Genomic DNA, 2,495 nt, shown 5'->3' on the forward strand with positions numbered 1-2,495 from the left:
GATGCTTCAATTTCCGATGAGGTCAGGGCAAGATTGTTTGATGATCCTGCAATGAAGGTCTTCCAGATCAAAGTCGAATCTTTTAAGGGATTCGTTCAATTGACTGGCTTAGTGGATTCTGCACAGACCTCAGGCAGAGCTACTAAAATAGCCAAGTCAGTCAGAGGAGTCAAATATGTTAAAAACAGTATTGTAATTAAAAACAACCTTGTAACTAAAGAGTAGGACAAAATGAGAACGAGCATAATTCACGCCATCATACTTATTGCTATAGGGATTGCTGCCTTTGGATATCAAGGGTTTGCCAACACAAGCAAAAAAAAGGCTGTCGATCTTGATCCACCTCAACAGACAATAACTGCTGAAATAATAACCATCTCTACTCCGTTGTCCCAGTTCATTGGAGTTATTACGCTTGTGGGAGGCATTGGATTACTGATTATGGTAAGCAGAAAAAATTGAATATATACAAAAGAACCAATCAAAGTACAGTTGGAATTTAACAACTTATTCACAGGAGACAACAAAATGAAAAAACTACTTTCAGGAACATTGCTTTTGGCATTGGCACTTGCTCCTGTTCCAACAATGGCAGGAAGCCATGTAGGCTTTAGCCTTTCTCTGCCTTCCATAGTATTTGAATCATCACCTGAGCTTGTAGTGCTGCCTGGTACAAATATTTACGTTGCACCTGATGTAGATGCAGATATATTTTTCTACAGTGGATGGTGGTGGCGTCCATCACAAGGACGCTGGTATCGTTCGCGTAACTATGATTCAGGTTGGACGCGCTATAAAAAAGTTCCCTCTTTTTATAGACATGTACCCTCACGCTGGAGAAACGACTACAGACATAATCGTTGGCAGGGACGGGAATGGCACCACCAGCGAACTCCTCACAATAATGTTCAACGCAACTGGAATCAATGGGAAAAGAGCAGGTATTGGGAAAAACAGAACAATTGGGGAGTCCGTGATTCTAACCAAAGAGACAGAGATCGTGGACGAGACAGGGATAATCGGCAAGATAGACGGGATTACAGGCAAGAGCGTAATAACAGAACCCAGCGGTTAGACCAACAAGAACAGCAAATCAACAACAGAAACAAACAGTTAGAGCAACAAGAACAGCAAATTAACAACAGAAGCGAACAGTTAGACTCACAAGAACAAGAACTTAACAGGCGTAGGTATCGAGAAGTTGAAAAACAGCGTAACTAAACATAAGAAGAGAGAAGTTGAAAGACAGCGTAACTAAACATAAGACGAATTTGCTCCTGCTGCAAATGGCAGGGGATATTACAACAAGATAGTAGTATGAAGAGAGGCGTAGTAAAAAACTAACGGCTTAAAAACAAATTCGAGAGACATTAAATGATCGAATAAAAAAATTCTGGAATGAGAAATGGACATAATCAGAACAATCATGAAAGTTTCCCCTGAAAAGCAGAAAGAGGTTCTTCAAACGCTTATTTCATTGATTGAACCACTTGGTAAAAAAAACGGGTGTCTGAGTTATGGCATTTACTGCGACATTGAAGACAAAAATATTTTCAATCTCATTTCAGAATGGGACAACCGTCAACATCTTGATGACTATATGATGTCAGGCAGATTCAGCGTTCTGCTTGGAATAAAGAGCCTCCTGTGCAAACCGATAGAAATTACGATTTTGACTGTCTTAAATTGTGAAGGAATAGAAGCTGTTAATGATGTAAGAAAAAAGATCAAACTTATCTATCCAGTATTGATTCCAGTATTGATGAAGATTCAAAAACCGATAGAATGCTGATTTCTGTGATTTAGCTCATTATATATTCAAATCAATCAGGGTATAGCAAAAAATCGCGGGTACTGTTGAATTTAGAACGGTCTCGGAAAAGAGGTGGGTTATGAAAAAAAACTCTATAATTTTAGTTGCAGACGATCAACCAAAAACAAGTGATCTGTCTGAGGCATCTTTTGTTCCGTCGGCAGAGGAAGCCCTTGAATATGCTGCGAGTATCACAAGCACGGTACATGTACCCCTGATCGTTCTGGATCATGATCTGCTGAATATAGATACTGATATTTATTTTGTGAACAAATCAACTATGGTTCAATGCAACATTCGCGATGTAACAGAAAAGAGGCGGGCAAAAGAAGAAAAGAAATTACTTGAATACCAAATTCAGCAAGCAGAGAAAATGGAAGCTATCGGTACACTTGCCGGTGGAATTGCCCATGATTTTAACAATATTCTTTCTGCTATTATAGGTCATACTGAACTATTGCTATATAAGATTGAGGAAAAGAGCCCATTTCGAAGAAGTCTTGATCAAATATATTTTGCGTCCATGCGTGCAAAAGCTCTGGTCAAACAAATTCTTGCTTTTTCACGCCAAAATAACAGTGAATTAAGATTGATGAATATAGAACATATTGCAAGGGAAGTATTAAATCTTATTCGTAGTTCAATACCAACAACAATTGAGATCCGTCAGAATATAAGTCCT

Annotated in this window: 4 protein-coding genes and 1 pseudogene (1 of these 5 cut by a window edge); all 5 read left to right on the top strand. The window is 38.7% G+C overall.

All coding sequences use genetic code 11. The annotated features are described in order from the left end of the window. A pseudogene (locus HQK80_16120) lies at positions 1-225 on the top strand (BON domain-containing protein); it begins 128 nt to the left of the window's first position. Positions 226-231: 6 nt separating this feature from the next. After that, positions 232-462, top strand: a complete 231-nt coding sequence (locus HQK80_16125) for a DUF3185 domain-containing protein (GenBank protein MBF0223718.1) — start codon at positions 232-234, stop codon at positions 460-462. A 66-nt stretch (positions 463-528) separates the two neighbouring features. Then, complete coding sequence (locus HQK80_16130; protein ID MBF0223719.1) at positions 529-1,221, top strand: hypothetical protein; 693 nt, start codon at positions 529-531, stop codon at positions 1,219-1,221. Positions 1,222-1,405: 184 nt separating this feature from the next. Continuing rightward, a complete protein-coding gene (locus HQK80_16135; GenBank protein MBF0223720.1) occupies positions 1,406-1,792 on the top strand; it encodes an antibiotic biosynthesis monooxygenase in 387 nt (128 codons plus the stop codon). 100 nt (positions 1,793-1,892) lie between these two features. Next, positions 1,893-2,495, top strand: a 603-nt coding sequence (locus HQK80_16140) for a hypothetical protein (protein ID MBF0223721.1), incomplete at its 3' end; no start/stop codon positions are given.

Source organism: Desulfobulbaceae bacterium, assembly GCA_015231515.1.
Taxonomy (GTDB): domain Bacteria; phylum Desulfobacterota; class Desulfobulbia; order Desulfobulbales; family VMSU01; genus JADGBM01.

Excerpts from the sequence above, each read along its gene's own strand:
- HQK80_16125 (MBF0223718.1), top strand. The coding sequence starts at position 232 with ATGAGAACGAGCATAATTCACGCCATCATACTTATTGCTATAGGGATT.
- HQK80_16130 (MBF0223719.1), top strand. The coding sequence starts at position 529 with ATGAAAAAACTACTTTCAGGAACATTGCTTTTGGCATTGGCACTTGCT.
- HQK80_16135 (MBF0223720.1), top strand. The coding sequence starts at position 1,406 with ATGGACATAATCAGAACAATCATGAAAGTTTCCCCTGAAAAGCAGAAA.